Annotated in this window: 12 protein-coding genes and 1 CRISPR repeat array (1 of these 13 running past the window's edge); of the genes, 11 read left to right on the plus strand and 1 reads right to left on the minus strand. The window is 49.1% G+C overall.

Translation table 11 applies throughout. The features are described 5' to 3' along the window. Nucleotides 1-61: 61 nt before the first annotated feature. Entirely contained in the window at nucleotides 62-373 is a 312-nt protein-coding gene (locus L2Y54_RS13380) for a TraR/DksA family transcriptional regulator (protein ID WP_236496716.1), read from the plus strand. Between the two features lie 15 nt (nucleotides 374-388). Then, nucleotides 389-679, plus strand: a complete 291-nt coding sequence (locus tag L2Y54_RS13385; RefSeq protein ID WP_236496717.1) for a putative hemolysin — start codon at nucleotides 389-391, stop codon at nucleotides 677-679. Here the strand turns inward: L2Y54_RS13385 and L2Y54_RS13390 are convergent. Then, the gene (locus L2Y54_RS13390; protein ID WP_236496719.1) at nucleotides 676-1,587 is read right to left on the minus strand and encodes a DUF4214 domain-containing protein; all 912 of its coding nucleotides are present in this window, start codon (nucleotides 1,585-1,587) and stop codon (nucleotides 676-678) included. The two genes, L2Y54_RS13385 and L2Y54_RS13390, sit on opposite strands and share 4 nt — an antisense overlap. Nucleotides 1,588-1,829: 242 nt before the next feature. Between L2Y54_RS13390 and L2Y54_RS13395 the strand changes: the two genes are divergently transcribed. From L2Y54_RS13395 to cas2, 9 genes are all read left to right on the plus strand, one after another. Then, nucleotides 1,830-4,160: a hypothetical protein gene (locus L2Y54_RS13395; RefSeq protein ID WP_236496721.1), complete on the plus strand. Its 2,331-nt coding sequence runs from the start codon at nucleotides 1,830-1,832 to the stop codon at nucleotides 4,158-4,160. A 93-nt stretch (nucleotides 4,161-4,253) separates the two neighbouring features. Further along, complete coding sequence (gene cas3 / locus L2Y54_RS13400; protein ID WP_236496722.1) at nucleotides 4,254-6,494, plus strand: CRISPR-associated helicase Cas3'; 2,241 nt, start codon at nucleotides 4,254-4,256, stop codon at nucleotides 6,492-6,494. 12 nt (nucleotides 6,495-6,506) lie between these two features. Beyond that, entirely contained in the window at nucleotides 6,507-7,169 is a 663-nt protein-coding gene (gene cas5c, locus L2Y54_RS13405; protein ID WP_236496723.1) for a type I-C CRISPR-associated protein Cas5c, read from the plus strand. Beyond that, nucleotides 7,166-8,893 (plus strand): type I-C CRISPR-associated protein Cas8c/Csd1, encoded by a 1,728-nt coding sequence (gene cas8c, locus L2Y54_RS13410; protein WP_236496725.1) that lies wholly within the window; start codon nucleotides 7,166-7,168, stop codon nucleotides 8,891-8,893. The genes cas5c and cas8c overlap by 4 nt, the downstream gene beginning before the upstream one ends. Beyond that, the gene (gene cas7c / locus L2Y54_RS13415; protein WP_236496726.1) at nucleotides 8,890-9,777 is read left to right on the plus strand and encodes a type I-C CRISPR-associated protein Cas7/Csd2; all 888 of its coding nucleotides are present in this window, start codon (nucleotides 8,890-8,892) and stop codon (nucleotides 9,775-9,777) included. Before cas8c ends, cas7c begins: the two co-directional genes overlap by 4 nt. A 4-nt stretch (nucleotides 9,778-9,781) precedes the next feature. Continuing rightward, nucleotides 9,782-10,006 (plus strand): type II toxin-antitoxin system MqsA family antitoxin, encoded by a 225-nt coding sequence (locus tag L2Y54_RS13420; protein ID WP_236496728.1) that lies wholly within the window; start codon nucleotides 9,782-9,784, stop codon nucleotides 10,004-10,006. After that, complete coding sequence (cas4, locus tag L2Y54_RS13425; RefSeq protein ID WP_236496730.1) at nucleotides 10,003-10,638, plus strand: CRISPR-associated protein Cas4; 636 nt, start codon at nucleotides 10,003-10,005, stop codon at nucleotides 10,636-10,638. The genes L2Y54_RS13420 and cas4 overlap by 4 nt, the downstream gene beginning before the upstream one ends. After that, entirely contained in the window at nucleotides 10,635-11,669 is a 1,035-nt protein-coding gene (gene cas1c, locus L2Y54_RS13430; RefSeq protein ID WP_236496732.1) for a type I-C CRISPR-associated endonuclease Cas1c, read from the plus strand. Before cas4 ends, cas1c begins: the two co-directional genes overlap by 4 nt. A gap of 114 nt (nucleotides 11,670-11,783) precedes the next feature. Beyond that, the gene (gene cas2, locus L2Y54_RS13435; protein WP_236496733.1) at nucleotides 11,784-12,074 is read left to right on the plus strand and encodes a CRISPR-associated endonuclease Cas2; all 291 of its coding nucleotides are present in this window, start codon (nucleotides 11,784-11,786) and stop codon (nucleotides 12,072-12,074) included. 262 nt (nucleotides 12,075-12,336) lie between these two features. Continuing rightward, a CRISPR array of direct repeats spans nucleotides 12,337-16,791; the repeat unit is 37 nt; unit sequence ATTCTCCCGGCTTTATTAGTCGGGAGTGGATTGAAAC (it continues 5,200 nt past the right edge of the window).

A 16,791-nucleotide genomic window follows, 5' to 3' on the forward strand; every position in this document is an offset into this window, starting at 1 on the left:
ATGCCGGAAACCCGACAATGCGTTATCATCATTCCTTTAAGCCCTAATGAGAACAGAAAACATGTACGAAGAAAAGCATAAGCATCTCAAAGAACTAGAAAAAGTGCTGGTATCCCGTATCGAGAACGTCAGCCATGATCTGAATAGCGAACACAGTGCCGATTCTGCTGAACAAGTCACCGAACGCGAAAATGAGGACGTCTTGCGTCATTTAAAAGAAGAATCGCGCCTTGAACTAAAACAAGTACGCAGCGCCCTAAAACGCATTGAAAGCGGCGAATACGGTAGCTGTACCCAATGCGGGGAAACCATTAGCTCTGCAAGATTGGATGCGTTACCTTACGCCACACTTTGTATCCGTTGCGCCAGTTAACCAAGAGGGAATGTCATGAAGTTGAGAATGGGCTTTATCATCAGCCTGATGGTAACACTCTACGCCTGTAGCAGCGCTCCAGCGCCAATAAACGCTACACCGCAAGCGGCACGTGCTGCCAACCCTGCGTCACTCAATTGCCTCCAGAATCACGGCAGGCTCGAAACACACCGAACGCCGGAAGGCGAAAGAACCGACTGTGTATTGCCCAGCGGCAAACGTTGCGATGAATGGGAAATGTTCCGGGGCAACTGCCCAGTCCGCACCGTTAACGCCGATGGTATTTATCGTCTTTTTGGTCTCTAAGCCAGACCGATGTCTTGTAGCAATTGCGCAATCAGGGTTTCCCTATCCGCTGCTAATGCTGCTAACTCACTCGCATCGTATGCCGACAACCGTTCCTGCATATTTCTCAGAGCGGTTGTCACTTGCTCAGCTCCCAACCTAGCAACATCCTGATTAGTAATCACATTACGGTTCACTAATGCAGACACCGCATCGTAAGCAATCTCATTTTTTTCCGCCAGCAAGGCTTGATCGGCAGCCCCTGCCCCGGTCATTAATGCACCGATGATGGTTAACAAGGTAACACTGCCTTGGCTTAGTTCAGCAGTCCAATACGCCTTACCTTCTGCATCAGCAACGCGCCCAAATACATTGTCATACAAATGATCGGTTAAGCGCCCGAACAAATCCCGTTGAAGCGCCGGATCAAGGGTACGGAGGTGTGTTTCAATGGCTTGCCCGGTATTCAAATCCCGCAGTGCGGGTTGATCGCCCAACACCGTTTTCAACATGCCAACGTATTCAGGGGATGCATTGATCACTGAATTCAATACCACGAAAGGGTCAGCCGTTTGCTGAAATACCATGTTCAGTGTCCAAAATGCCAAGCCTTCCGGGTCGCCCAAGCGTTCAAACGCGCTCATGTACAAGGATTGCAAGGCTTCTACGTGATCGGGGAAAACTTCCAGAATAGCGGCAACAAAACCATCCTTATCTTGTTCCGGCATGTATTGCCAGCCGCTATCCAATAACCAACCGCTGCTGGCAGGGTCAACACCAAAGGCGTTTACCACACTTAAATACGGGTCAGCGACCGGATTGCGCTCTGCTCTCACAGGCTCCTCCCAACTGCTTAACTCAGGGGCGTAAACCTCTGACATTGGGTCAATATAGTATTCAGATGGAACCGGAAAGAATAGATCATCCATCGCATTAGCCCTTCGCAAATGTTGAATTATTAAACAAACCGTAGTCTAGCAAAATAAATATTATAATAGAACTATTTTTTATGACCAAACAGTATAAACTATCAACTTTTATGCTCATAAAATATTATGATTGATAAATTTAATTTATAAATATCATTGATAGGGAATTTTGCGGCATACTCGCTTTCTAAACATCGCAATCCGATAAAAACCTGATAAGAACTCAACACAAGGCTACTTTTATGAAAACAGGAACTCACTGGGCTAACAGCATACGTTTAAACGGTCTGCTTACTGTTATGTTGCTGCTACTGACGGCGTGTGGCGGCGGTACGGACAGTGGCACGACGGGCAACAACAATAATGGTGGCGGTATTGCCACCAGCAGCGGGCGTTTGCTGTTGCTCGACCCAACCCGCAATAATGCCGAAACGCCGATCAGTGGGTTGCAATACCTCCGCGCTGGCAATGTGAGTGGCGCAGATGGCAGTTTTAGTGCGCCCTCCAATAACCTGGTGCTGCACTTAGGCAGCAACACTCAACTGCCGGTACTCGGCAAAGCCAACCTGACGCAACACGATATAGCTGCCGCACTGTGCAGTGGCAATGCCGATGTTAATGCCTGCACCTACCAGGCACGTAAAAACTTAGAACGTTTTTTCCTGAGTCTGGATAACGACCGTAACCCCGCCAATGGCATCCAACTAGGCGTAAACGCCAGCAGCCTGAATTTGGCATGGACGATTTCCCCCGACCAATTTGAAACGGCGTTAGCCCAACAACTCAGTGTCTACGGACAAACCCCGGCTGCCCTGTTCCAACCATCGCTGGGCATTAACAGCGAAGCCCCGCAAGCTGAACAAAACAGCATCTCGTCACCCGTACCCTTTGCGGATATTTTCCGGGTTGCCCGCCCTATGCGTGAATATTTCTGTAAAGACGCCTCTTATGACGAAAACGGCTGGGTAACGACACCGCCAAGTACTTCTTGCATTATCCGCACCTTCCTGCTGGATAGCGCCTTGCAGGGGCAAGTCCCGAATGGGCGTTACAGCGTGTTGTATGAGGGCAATGGCAAGCTGGAATATTCAGGTTATGCCAAAATAGTCAGCAGCGCTCCGGGGCGGGATGAAATCGACATTACCCTGCCCGCCAAACTGGACAGTGTTGCGACCAATAACCGCATTGGTTTGCGAATTGTCAGCGGCACGGTCAAGAATATCCGTATTGTGATGCCCGGTGGTATCTGCGAAGGCAAACCCTACACACGAGTAGACAGTGCTGCCAACTGCCCTGCGGGTCAATACCGCAGCTTTGAAGACACCTTGCGGAATGACCGCAATGCGATTGTCTTCAACCCCGATTATTTGAATTTCCTCAAAGATTTCCGCGTGGTACGCATGATGAACCTGATGGAAGCCAGCCCCAGCTACCTCACCTGTGCGCAAACCGAACCCGGTAAACCCAATAGCTTCATCCGCGATGCCAATGGCAACCTGATCTTTGACCAGACCTGCATGACCCAGGAATTCCGTTGGGATCAACGCAGCAAACTCACGGATGCGGTGTGGGGCGCTTCCGGCAATATCGCACGGCTGGAACGTTACGGGCGGGGCGTACCGCTGGAAGTGCAAGTCGAACTAGCAAACCAATTAAACGCGCACCCTTGGTTCAACATTCCGCATAATGCGTCGGAAACGTACATCAGGGAATTTGCCCGCTACGTCGAAGCGCACCTCAAAACGGGGTTGAAAGCGCACGTCGAATACAGCAATGAAACCTGGAATGGCATTTTCTGGGCATATTACTACGTGCTCAAAAAAGGTGAAGAGCTGGCTAGCCCGACGGATGAACAGGCATGGAACTGGCGCGGGGTTAATTTCTATGCCAAGCAAGCCAGCAAAGTCTTCCAGATTTGGGAAGATGAATTCGGTGGCACACAACGCCTGATCCGCATTTTGGCAACTTACCAAAATGACGCTAACCGCACCGAAAGAATGCTCGCCTACAGTGACACGCGGCAATACGTGGATGCGATTGCCACAGGCGGCTATTTCTATGCCTGCTGGCGGAATGACGATGCTAAATTACCAGCCTGCAATGACAGTAACAAAATCCCCCAACCGCTGGTGAATGCCACGTCTGTGGATGATATTTTTGCAGCGCTTGATAACCCTAGCGACCCGTTTGGGCTGGAAGGTCTCAAAAACCAATTCACCAAACAAGCGGCAGTCGCGCAAAAGTATGGCAAAGCCTTGTACGCTTACGAAGGCGGGCAACACTTAACGATTGGCGGCGAAATTGCTACCGACCGCAGGCAAAACATGATGGATTTACTCCATGCCGCCAACCGTGACCCGCGCATGGGTGAACGTTACCAACGCCTGTTGGAAATGTGGAAAGCGGCAGGTGGGCAAACGTTTGTGCTATTTAGCGTGCCACACACCTTCAGCCAGTACGGCAGTTTCGGGATAAAGGAAAGCCTGAACCAACCGCGTAGCAGTGCGCCGAAATACGATGCCGCCATGAAGTTTCAGGAGAGTCAGGGGAAATGTTGGTGGAGTGGGTGTTAATACTTATTTACAAATCCACATGGAATAAATAATAATCACCCTTGGGTCAGGTAGCAGGGCTGTTACCTGCCTTTTCCAAACAAGGGGCGATTAATGGGCAAATCACGTCCGATAGCACATGTACGTTTTGACGCAAACAACCAGCCGATTGAACATTGGCTGGATGAGCATTTGCGGGATGTGGCAAAACTGGCATCACATTATGCCACTCAATTTGGCAGCATTGACTGGGCGCATGTCGCCGGAATCTGGCACGACCTCGGCAAATACAATCCTGAATTTCAACGCTACATCGGCGACAAGACAGGTTATGTTGCCGCCAATGCCCACATTGAAGATTCTGCTCCCGGTAAAGTCAATCACTCCGCCGCTGGTGCGTTGTATGCCGTACAGAAACATCCCGCCTTGGGCAGGATTCTTGCTTACCTGATTGCGGGTCATCACTCCGGTTTGCCCGATTGGGTGAAAGATGATGCTGATGGGCGTTCATTGGAAGAAATTCTGCAAGATGGTATCCATTTAGATAAAGCTCTACAAGTTCCTGTTCCTGATGACATCCTGCAAACCAAAATGCCTACGTCTGCCCCTGTGGGGGGCATTGATAATGCAGCGTTGTGGATACGAATGCTTTTTTCTTGCCTAGTTGATGCGGATTTTCTGGATACCGAAGCTTTCATGCAGCCGGAAAAGCAAGACTTACGCAGTCAATACCCTGACTTAAATAGCTTGTTGGCTGGATTCAACGACCACATGGCAGGCTTTGCAGCAAAAGCAGCAGATACCCCAGTCAACCGCTTGCGTACACAAATCTTGCGTGATTGCCGGAAAGCAGCAGAAAAACTACCTGGTATATTTTCCCTGACCGTACCAACCGGCGGTGGTAAAACACTTTCTGGCATGGCATTCGCGCTTGAACATGCGATCCGGCACGGTAAGCAGCGCGTCATTTACGCCATCCCCTACACTAGCATCATTGAGCAAACCGCCAATATCTACCGCCATATCTTTGGTAATTGCGTGGTGGAACATCACAGCAATCTTGACCCCGACAAGGAAGACGCGCAAAGCCGCTTGGCAGCGGAAAACTGGGATGCGCCCATTATCGTGACTACCAATGTGCAGTTATTTGAATCGCTGTTTGCCAGCCGTACTAGCCGTTGCCGCAAGCTGCACAACTTGGCAAACAGCGTGATCGTGTTGGATGAAGCGCAATTGTTACCACCGGAATTCCTGAACCCGATTTTGGGCGTGATGAAAGCTCTGGTAGAGCATTACGGTGTGACCTTCGTTCTTTCTACAGCTACTCAACCAGCGTTACACACTTACCACGATACATTTGGTAGTGCAGTAGTGAAAGGCTTTGAAGCCGAGCAAATCACCGAAATCATGCCTGATCCTGAAGCATTGTTTGCTGCGCTGGAACGGGTAAAAGTCGAATTGCCAGACGATTTGATAACAGAACGTTCGTGGGAGGATGTGGCAGAGGAAATTGCTGAACTGGATTCTGTGCTGGTTATCGTCAATACCAAACAGCAGGCTGCGGAACTGTGTCGTTTGTTGCCTCCTGAGACTTACTACCTGACGACCAATTTGTGTGGGGAACACCGTTCCGAGAAGTTAAAAGAAATCCGCCAGCGTTTGCAAGACGGTGAGCCGGTTCGTGTGGTCAGTACGCAGTTGATTGAAGCCGGAGTTGATGTGGATTTCCCCGTGGTTTACCGGGCGTTAGCTGGGCTTGATTCCATTGCGCAAGCCGCCGGACGTTGCAACCGTGAGGGCAAGCTGTCGGAAAAAGGGCGCGTGGTTGTGTTCGTGCCGCCACTCAATGCCAAACTACCGGGGCATCTGGGACGGTCGGTGACGGTGTGCCGTTCCTTGTTGCCAACTTTCACCCAAGCACCGCTACACCATTCGCATTTTCAGATTTACTTTGAACACTTTTATGCGCGAGCAGAATCACGGGATAAGCATGGTATTGTCGATTTGCTTGCTCAGAATGCGCGTGAATTAAAAATCCAGTTCCGCACGGCAGCCCAACGTTTTCGGCTAATTGATGATGAGGGGTCAGCGGTGTTGGTGACATACGGTGATGGTGCAAAACTGATTGAACAACTGAAAATCATCGGGCCGAAACGTAACCTGATGCGGAAGCTACAACGCCACACCGTAACCGTGCGTGAGCAGGTGAAAAAGCGCTTGCTACAGGCGGGCGATATTCGGGAGCTTGCCAATCTGCCTGGCATTTACGAGCAAATTACCCCCGGCTTGTATGACCAAAAACTTGGTTTATTGGTGGATGGTGTGTCACTATCTGCTGAATCCTTATACATTTGAGGCTTTGCGACTATGCAAACTTTTTGTTTGGAAGTAACGGGTGATTTTGCCTGCTTCACCCGCCCAGAAATGAAGGTGGAACGGGTGTCTTATGATGTCATCACGCCATCTGCTGCACGCGCCGTATTCGAGGCTATTCTTTGGAAGCCTGCGATTCGCTGGCATATCCGCAAAATTGAAGTGTTGAAGCCCATTCGCTGGATCAATTTGCGCCGCAACGAAGTATCAGGGGTTGTACCTGCCGGGGCAGTCAAGTCAGCGATGAAACAGGGCAAGGGCAACCTCGGTATGTATATCGAAGAAGACCGCCAGCAACGGGCAGGTTTGTTCCTGCGTGATGTGCGTTACCGCCTCCACGCTGAGTTTGAAATGCTAGACAACAACCCGGAGAACAATTCGGTCAAGTTTGCTGAAATGTTCAAACGCCGCGCCAGCAAAGGGCAATGTTTCAATCAGCCTTATCTGGGGACACGCGAATTTTCCTGTGATTTCCGTTTGGTTGAAGCTGATACCACGCCCGTACAGCCCTTGCCCGAAACACGGGAACTCGGCTGGATGTTGTACGACATGGATTTTGCGGATACCGCTAACCCGATGCCGCGCTTCTTTCAAGCCAAAATGCAAGACGGTGTGATTCACATCCCCGCGTGGGATAGCGAGGAGATACGCGGATGATTCTGCAAGCACTCTACGATTACTACCAACGCAAATCAGCCAACGCAGATTCTGCTTTAGCGCCCGCCGGATTTGAGTACAAAGAAATCCCTTTCATTTTGGAAATCACGGCTGATGGAAAACTGGCACAGATTGCAGATACCCGCACGGGTGATGGCAAAAAGAAGCGGGCAAAATCAGAACGTGTGCCGCAAGGTGTGAAGAAAACCTCCGGTGTTGCTGCCAACCTGCTATGGGATAACGCCGAATACGTGTTGGGTATTGATACCAAAGGCAAGCCAGAGCGGGTAAAGGAACAGCAAGCCGCTTTTGCCGAACGTATCCGCCAATTGGCTATTGCAGAACAGGATGAGGGCATCGCGGCGGTACTGGCTTTTCTGGAAAATCTGGGTACCGAAACCTTGCAGCAACAACCGCAATGGGAAGAAATTGCTGCCACCAATCCTAACCTGACTTTTCGTTTGCAAGGGCAACTGCATTTGGTTTGCCAAAGCCGCAAAGTTCAAGCGGCATTGATGAGTGCAGGCGGTGACGATAACGCTAAAGCCACTTGTCTGTTAACAGGTGAACAAGCCGAGATTGAACGCCTGCATCCCTCCATCAAGGGTGTCTGGGGAGCGCAAAGTTCTGGGGCGAACATCATTTCCTTTAACCTTGATGCGTTCACTTCTTACGGTAAGAGTCAGAGTTTTAATGCGCCTGTCAGTAAAGAAGCGGCGTTTGCCTATACCACAGCGTTGAATCACTTGCTGAGCAAGGATTCTGCGCAACGGATGCAGGTGGGCGATGCGTCCACGGTTTTCTGGGCAGAGAAAGAACATCCGCTGGTGGATGATTTCACCGCGCTGTGGGGGGCAGCGGATAACAATAAAGATGATCCCGACCGCAACACCAACGCGGTGAAAGCCTTGTACAAAGCCGTGCAGGAATACGGGCGCAACCCTGCATTGGACGAAGAAACCCGATTTTTTATTCTGGGGCTTGCACCCAATGCAGCGCGTATCAGCATCCGCTTCTGGCATGTGGGAACAGTACGGGAAGTCAGTCAGCGCATCGTCGATCATTTTGAGTATTTGCGGATTGACCGCAGTGAACGCGATGTGGAATTTCTGCCGCTGTGGTTGTTGTTACGCTCAACCGCGTTGCTGGGTAAAACGGAAAACGTTCCGCCAAATCTGGCAGGCGATGTGATCCGCTGCATTCTGGAAGGCTTGCCTTACCCACAAACATTATTGGCTTCGGCTGTACGGCGTATCCGTGCAGAACAGGAAATCACTTACCCACGGGCGGCTTTGATCAAAGCCTATTTGAACCGACTTAATCCAACGGAGAATCTTGCCGTGTCACTTGATCTTGAAAATTCAAATACCGGCTACCGTTTAGGTCGCCTGTTTGCGGTGCTGGAAAAAATACAGGAAGAAGCCCAACCGGGTATTAATGCCACCATCCGTGACCGTTATTACGGGGCTGCTTCTGCCACACCTGTCACTGTGTTTTCCACGCTGTTGAAATTGAAAAACCATCATTTGAGCAAGCTGGATAACAAGGGGCGAGTCAGCAATTTTGAAAAGCTGTTGGGCGAGATTATGGGCGGCATTGTCGATTTCCCTGCCCATTTGCCATTGGCTGATCAAGGGCGTTTTGCGATTGGTTACTACCACCAGCGCCAAGATTTTTTCAAGAAACGTGAAATCAAAGATTCCAACCAAGGAGACTCCGAATGAGCCTGCAAAATCGTTATGACTTCGTACTGCTGTTTGATGTGAAAGACGGCAACCCTAATGGCGACCCGGATGCAGGCAATTTGCCGCGTGTCGATGCGGAAACCGGGCAAGGCTTGGTGACTGATGTCAGCCTGAAACGCAAAGTCCGTAATTTCATTGGGTTGCTGAAAGAAGAACAGCCCCCGTATGAAATCTACGTCAAGGAAAAAGCCATTCTGAATAAGCAGCACGAACGCGCTTACCAAGCCATTCCCGGCGGTGCGGAACTGTTGGCGGGCGATGACAAGAAACGTAAAGGCGGCGACAAGGTGGAAGAAGCGCGGCAGTGGATGTGCCATAACTTCTTTGACGTGCGGACTTTTGGTGCAGTGATGTCTACAGGCGTGAACTGTGGTCAAGTTCGCGGGCCGGTACAAATCACCTTTGCCCGTTCGGTTGATCCGGTCATTGCCAGCGAGCATTCGATTACCCGCATGGCAGTAGCGACGGAGAAAGAAGCGGAAAAGCAGGATGGTGACAACCGCACAATGGGGCGCAAATTCACCGTGCCTTATGGTTTGTACGTTGCGCATGGTTTTGTTTCCGCGCATTTGGCTGACCAAACAGGTTTTTCAGAGGGCGATTTAGAACTGTTGTGGCAAGCACTCGGCAATATGTTTGAGCATGACCGTTCCGCCGCGCGTGGTGAAATGGCTACCCGTGGTTTGTATGTGTTTAAACATGAAGGCAAGTTGGGCAATGCGCCCGCCTATAACTTGTTCGAGCGTATCAATGCGGAGTTGAAGGACAAGAATGCAGTACCGCGTCAGTTCAGTGATTATGTCGTAACGGTAGACACAGAAAATTTACCAAACGGTGTGGAACTGTTGAAATTGGTAGGTTAAGCAGATGCATTGCAATATTTGCAAAATGGGTGAAACCGCTGAAGGCAGGGTTACTGTGACCTTGCAACGCGGTGATTTGAGCGTGTTGATCAAGAACGTTCCCGCGCAAATCTGTGAAAACTGCGGTGAGTATTATTTGTCGGATGAGATTACCGATCAGGTATTGAAGCAGGCTGAATTGTCAGCAGCACGTAATGCCGAGGTAGAAATCTTGCGGTTTGCTGCATGACTGAACTCCTCCCCATCATGCTTTCGGCTCTGCAACATTACAGCTATTGCCCACGTCAGTGTGCGCTGATCCATCAGGAACAGACATTTGATGACAATGTGCATACGGTGCGTGGCAATTTGGCGCATGAGCGCGTGGATAGCGGTGAAAGTGGCACGGAATACGGGGTGCGAGTGGAACGTTCCTTGCCGTTGTACAGTGAACGTTATGGGCTGACGGGGCGGGCGGATGCGGTGGAGTTTTTGGAGGATGGCACGCCCTACCCTATCGAATACAAGCAGGGGTCGCGCCAGAAAAAGATGCATGACGATGTGCAGTTGGTGGGTCAGGCGTTGTGTTTGGAGGAAATGACGGGCAAAGCTGTGCCAGAAGGTGCCGTTTTTCATCATAAAAGCCGTCGCCGCCGCGCTGTGCCGATTACGCCGGAATTGCGTGAAGTTACCATCGGTTTGATTGCGCAGGTGCGGGCGTTGTTGGAGTCGGGGCAGATGCCGCCGCCAGTGGATGAGCGTGCTTTGTGTAAGGAATGTTCGTTGCAGGCGAGTTGCCAGCCGGATTTGGTGGGTAGCCGCAGCCGTATCCACCGTTTGCAGCAGTCGCTATTTGATGTGGATGATGAGGGGGACGTGTGAAGCAATTGCTCAATACCTTGTACGTGTCGACTGACGGGGCGTATCTGCGGTTGGAGGGGGAAACGTTGGTGCTGTCGGTGGAAAAGGTGAAAAAGCATCAAGTGCCGCTGCATCATTTGGGCGCGATTGTGTGCTTGGGGCGGGTAGCGATTAGCCCAGCGTTGATGGCGCGAAGTATGGAGGATGGGCGCAGCATCGTGTGGTTGAGTGAACACGGGCGCTTTCAGGCACGGGTGGAAGGCCCGGTGAATGGCAATATTTTGTTGCGGCAGGCGCAGTTTCGGGCGGCGGATAAAATGGACGTTGCGCTGGAGATCAGCAAGGCGTTTATTGCGGGTAAGTTGCGCAATAGCCGTAATGTGTTGTTGCGCAGTGCGCGTGATAGCAAGGATGAAGAGGCGAAAACGCAATTGGTGCGGGCGGCGAAATCGCTGGCGATTAATTTGCGCAATTTGGCTCATGCGGAATCCGCAGCGTCGGTGTTGGGTTTGGAAGGCGATGCGGCGCGGGTGTATTTCGAGCAGTTTAATACGATGATCAAGCCGCAGATGCGTGAGGAGTTTGAGTATAAGGGGCGCAGTCGCCGTCCGCCGAAGGATACGGTGAATGCGTTGATTTCGTTTTTGTATGCGTTGTTGCTGAATGATTGCCGCAGCGCGTTGGAGACGGTGGGGCTTGATCCGCAGTTGGGGTTTTTCCATGTGGTGCGCCCCGGTCGCCCTGCGTTGGCGTTAGATTTGTTGGAGGAGTTTCGGGCGGTGCTGGGTGATCGGTTGGCATTGACGCTGATTAATCGCGGGCAGTTGCGTTTGAAGGATTTTGATTTTCGTCCCGGTGGAGCGGTGATGCTGAATGATAGTGGGCGTAAGACGGTGATTATGGCGTATCAGGAGCGTAAGAAAGAGACTTTGCAGCATCCGGTGTTGGAGTCGCCAGTAGAGATTGGTTTGTTGCCGTTGCTTCAGGCGCGAATGTTGGCGCGGTATTTGCGCGGGGATGTAGAGGCATACGTCCCGTTCCTTAACAAATGAGTAAGAAAGAAAATCCTCCCCCTACCCCTCCTTTTTCAAAGGAGGGGCGTCGATCTTTTCTCGCCTCCCCCTTTGAAAAAGGGGGATTGAGGGGGATTTAAACTGGAGTGAGCGATGTTGATTTTGGTGAGTTATGATGTTTCGACGTTGGAGGCGGCGGGGCGGAAGCGGTTGCGGCGGGTGGCGAAGGTTTGCCAGAATTATGGGCAGCGGGTGCAGAAGTCGGTGTTTGAGTGCAAGGTGGATGCGATGACGCTGGAAATTTTGCAGGATGCGTTGCTGAAGGAGATCAGTTTGACGGAGGATAATTTGCGAATTTACCGTTTGACTGAGCCGCTGACCAAGAACGTGAAGGAGTTTGGAAAGTTTCGGGCGACGGACTTTGATGCGCCGTTGATTTTGTGATTGGCATTCAACCAAATGCTTTATATATCATAATTCTACGGGAATTTTTCTGCGTTTATGGTATAATTATGCAGTGAAATTGTACTGCGCGAACCCGTAGCAATGGCGAATTTTCTGGGGGTTTCGCGGAGTCGTAACCCGTTGATTTTACTTGGAACGAAATTATGAACCCTCGCCGTGAACCATTGCTCTCATCCCCGCCTTTTTGGTTCGCGAAAGCACGTCAAAAATCTCTTGTATTTTATGCCCTTACACACGGGCCATTCTCCCGGCTTTATTAGTCGGGAGTGGATTGAAACAGACAAAGGTCTAATAGAGTTACATGCTAAGGCTATTCTCCCGGCTTTATTAGTCGGGAGTGGATTGAAACTTGACAACGGGAAAAAAGGCGCGGTGGTAATCGCATTCTCCCGGCTTTATTAGTCGGGAGTGGATTGAAACTTGTGGTGCTAGTCTTGTTCCTTTGGTTGCTAGATTCTCCCGGCTTTATTAGTCGGGAGTGGATTGAAACTATAAGTGGAAATCAATCTTTCGTTTTTACGATCATTCTCCCGGCTTTATTAGTCGGGAGTGGATTGAAACAGATATGGATGAAGAAAGCATTGACGCGCTAGAAGATTCTCCCGGCTTTATTAGTCGGGAGTGGATTGAAACCCATCTCCAGAACAGATTGGTATAAGAATTGGGATTCTCCCGGCTTTATTAGTCGGGAGTGGATTGAAACAAACACTCAACTAACACTATCGCCCTTGTTTGGGTATTCTCCCGGCTTTATTAGTCGGGAGTGGATTGAAACAAAAAACCTACTACTACTACTACCAAACAAACTGAATTCTCCCGGCTTTATTAGTCGGGAGTGGATTGAAACAGGAGGTGTTTTGGTTATTGCATGTCCATCACAAGATTCTCCCGGCTTTATTAGTCGGGAGTGGATTGAAACATACAGTGCCGCCAATAGCAAACATAAGCAGCGTAATTCTCCCGGCTTTATTAGTCGGGAGTGGATTGAAACCATGAATCCTGAAAAATTGTTAATCGCGTTTGTAATTCTCCCGGCTTTATTAGTCGGGAGTGGATTGAAACGCGTTATCTAGCCAAATCAGCGCAGAAGATCATGATTCTCCCGGCTTTATTAGTCGGGAGTGGATTGAAACGCGCATTAATCAGAAAGCAGGAATTAAAAACCAATATTCTCCCGGCTTTATTAGTCGGGAGTGGATTGAAACTCAAGTTTCCTATACCTGTCTCCTTTCTCTAGGTCATTCTCCCGGCTTTATTAGTCGGGAGTGGATTGAAACACGATCATGCAGAAAAAGAGCGCAGAAATAACTGATTCTCCCGGCTTTATTAGTCGGGAGTGGATTGAAACCTCATTAATCATATCCGATAAACGCAATCATTAAATTCTCCCGGCTTTATTAGTCGGGAGTGGATTGAAACTGATTAAGCTAATATCTGTTTTTACGGTTTACAGTATTCTCCCGGCTTTATTAGTCGGGAGTGGATTGAAACAGGGGTTAAATCTATATTAGACATTGTAATGTTCCTCATTCTCCCGGCTTTATTAGTCGGGAGTGGATTGAAACATTTATTCCGGTCGGTGAGCGTCAAGCGTTTGTAAATTCTCCCGGCTTTATTAGTCGGGAGTGGATTGAAACAAGCAGGGCAACCGCGTCATGATCTTGTGTTGTATTCTCCCGGCTTTATTAGTCGGGAGTGGATTGAAACAAAACGTCCTAAAGTAAGGATGTACGCACATAATGCATTCTCCCGGCTTTATTAGTCGGGAGTGGATTGAAACCGATCTTGTCAACACCCCTAACTATTTTGTGTCATTCTCCCGGCTTTATTAGTCGGGAGTGGATTGAAACATTTGTCTTTACTCCCGTATGGTGTGAATTGAAATTCTCCCGGCTTTATTAGTCGGGAGTGGATTGAAACATGTAATACACGGCGGGCGGAATACCCGATCTCAGTATTCTCCCGGCTTTATTAGTCGGGAGTGGATTGAAACTAGTCTTGCAACCTGCTTTTCGGATACTGCCATAATTCTCCCGGCTTTATTAGTCGGGAGTGGATTGAAACCGCATTGTCCGCTGGATCTGATAACAAGTTTGCATTCTCCCGGCTTTATTAGTCGGGAGTGGATTGAAACCCTGATAGCGACTCTTTCGACAGAATCGACACAATATTCTCCCGGCTTTATTAGTCGGGAGTGGATTGAAACGCCAGCCACCCAAGCGTTAATTAATCTCGGGTTTGATTCTCCCGGCTTTATTAGTCGGGAGTGGATTGAAACATAGCCTGTATCACAAAAAACCCCTGTTAGTTTACATTCTCCCGGCTTTATTAGTCGGGAGTGGATTGAAACAGGCTTGGCAAAGTTTGAGCACATTAACGGTATCATTCTCCCGGCTTTATTAGTCGGGAGTGGATTGAAACGCGCGTTACAACTGATGTCGTTATACTGTTATCAATTCTCCCGGCTTTATTAGTCGGGAGTGGATTGAAACGCTTTTACGTGGACTGCTATACCAGACAACATACCATTCTCCCGGCTTTATTAGTCGGGAGTGGATTGAAACTACCGGTTATTAAGGCTATTATGCCGACGTTGCATTCTCCCGGCTTTATTAGTCGGGAGTGGATTGAAACCTGATACTTGAATCTATTGGCGCTTGCGTTTGGAAATTCTCCCGGCTTTATTAGTCGGGAGTGGATTGAAACATGTAATACACCGCCGGTGGGATGCCCGACCTCAACATTCTCCCGGCTTTATTAGTCGGGAGTGGATTGAAACCTCACACAAGATACTAAGCACGACATCATAGAATCATTCTCCCGGCTTTATTAGTCGGGAGTGGATTGAAACACAATCATGCAGAAAAAGAGCGCAGAAATAACTGGGATTCTCCCGGCTTTATTAGTCGGGAGTGGATTGAAACCATGACGTTCATCGGGTCACTGCGGAAATTTAGGTATTCTCCCGGCTTTATTAGTCGGGAGTGGATTGAAACGCTTTCACTACTGTTTGGTGGATCGCAGGATGCATTCTCCCGGCTTTATTAGTCGGGAGTGGATTGAAACCGCGTTGTCCGCTGGATCTGATAACAAGTTTGCCTTTATTCTCCCGGCTTTATTAGTCGGGAGTGGATTGAAACGTTGATGTAGCGTTGGCTGCTGATGTATTTGATTGATTCTCCCGGCTTTATTAGTCGGGAGTGGATTGAAACCCGCTCATTATTACCTATCGACGGTGAATACCCTAATTCTCCCGGCTTTATTAGTCGGGAGTGGATTGAAACCTGATGATGCGGGTCAAAATACATGCCCGCTGGCGGATTCTCCCGGCTTTATTAGTCGGGAGTGGATTGAAACACACAATCACCCCTCTCCACCCCTCCCCCCCCGCATTCTCCCGGCTTTATTAGTCGGGAGTGGATTGAAACCCTTTGTGGGGTTAGCAGTCTTATATAAACTCATAAATTCTCCCGGCTTTATTAGTCGGGAGTGGATTGAAACGTGTATGGTAGTTTTAAACGTGCCTTGTAAAGCTGTATTCTCCCGGCTTTATTAGTCGGGAGTGGATTGAAACGTTGAATGGAGCGGAAAAAACCACGGGGCGGTTTATTCTCCCGGCTTTATTAGTCGGGAGTGGATTGAAACCTATAGCCTTAAAAAACGTGGTGATGATGCTAACATTCTCCCGGCTTTATTAGTCGGGAGTGGATTGAAACACCATAACAGTTAAAACTGATAACAGTGTAACGTCAATTCTCCCGGCTTTATTAGTCGGGAGTGGATTGAAACAAAAAACGGGGACGTATCAACCGATACACAGTCTAGATTCTCCCGGCTTTATTAGTCGGGAGTGGATTGAAACGGCAAAAAGTTTGAGCGTCCAGCGATAGTTGAGGAATATTCTCCCGGCTTTATTAGTCGGGAGTGGATTGAAACAGTCTATACCCTTTTGTTTTTGATGATGTAGAGGTGAATTCTCCCGGCTTTATTAGTCGGGAGTGGATTGAAACATCAGTTTCATACTTACCGTTACGGGTTACTCTAAATTCTCCCGGCTTTATTAGTCGGGAGTGGATTGAAACCACAGCAGAAAGCCGCCTAATGCTATTAATACCTTATTCTCCCGGCTTTATTAGTCGGGAGTGGATTGAAACAGCTTGCTGGAATGAACATAAACGCGCAATTAGAACATTCTCCCGGCTTTATTAGTCGGGAGTGGATTGAAACACGCCATCCCCGCAAACGCAAGCATTAATAGGGTATTCTCCCGGCTTTATTAGTCGGGAGTGGATTGAAACTACAACCTTAAAAAACGTGGTGATGATGCTAACAATTCTCCCGGCTTTATTAGTCGGGAGTGGATTGAAACTACAACCTTAAAAAACGTGGTGATGATGCTAACAATTCTCCCGGCTTTATTAGTCGGGAGTGGATTGAAACATTTCAACTCCTCTAATAGTTGCAATTGTTTTTCATTCTCCCGGCTTTATTAGTCGGGAGTGGATTGAAACACCCCATATGGAGAGTAAAGACAAATGAACGAAAATTCTCCCGGCTTTATTAGTCGGGAGTGGATTGAAACAATAAAAAGCTAACAAAGATCAAAGATGAAGGAATTCTCCCGGCTTTATTAGTCGGGAGTGGATTGAAACCTGAACATATTGTGTGCGATATTGAACAGGGTGAAATTCTCCCG

This window comes from Thiothrix winogradskyi (genome assembly GCF_021650935.1).
GTDB lineage: Bacteria > Pseudomonadota > Gammaproteobacteria > Thiotrichales > Thiotrichaceae > Thiothrix > Thiothrix winogradskyi.